The 231-nt window shown below is 31.6% G+C and carries 1 protein-coding gene; it reads left to right on the top strand.

Translation table 11 applies throughout. From position 1 onward, the window contains the following. Positions 1–134, top strand: a 134-nt coding sequence (locus tag OL66_RS02710) for an HU family DNA-binding protein (RefSeq protein ID WP_034172363.1), incomplete at its 5' end; no start/stop codon positions are given. Positions 135–231 lie beyond the last annotated feature (97 nt).

Here is a 231-nt window from a genome sequence, read left to right as displayed (position 1 = left end):
TCATCAATAAACAAACAGGAAAAAAAACAGGAAAAAGAACTGGTAAAAACTTAAAAATACCCGCAAAAACGGTTGTTAGTTTTAAAATGTCAAAACCAATCAAAGATGAAGTCAAAAAACTTCAATTAAAATAAAAGGAGAAATAATATGAGCGATGCAATGACCGAAGCATACCGAGGAACTTACTTTAAAGACCGTTCAACCACCAAAAACCACAAAGGTAAATGGATA

Origin of the sequence: Chrysanthemum yellows phytoplasma (genome assembly GCF_000803325.1) — a bacterium.
Classification (GTDB): domain Bacteria; phylum Bacillota_I; class Bacilli_A; order Acholeplasmatales; family Acholeplasmataceae; genus Phytoplasma; species Phytoplasma asteris.
Note: the sequence above shows the minus strand (reverse complement) of the source record. Positions and strands in the feature narration are given on the sequence as shown.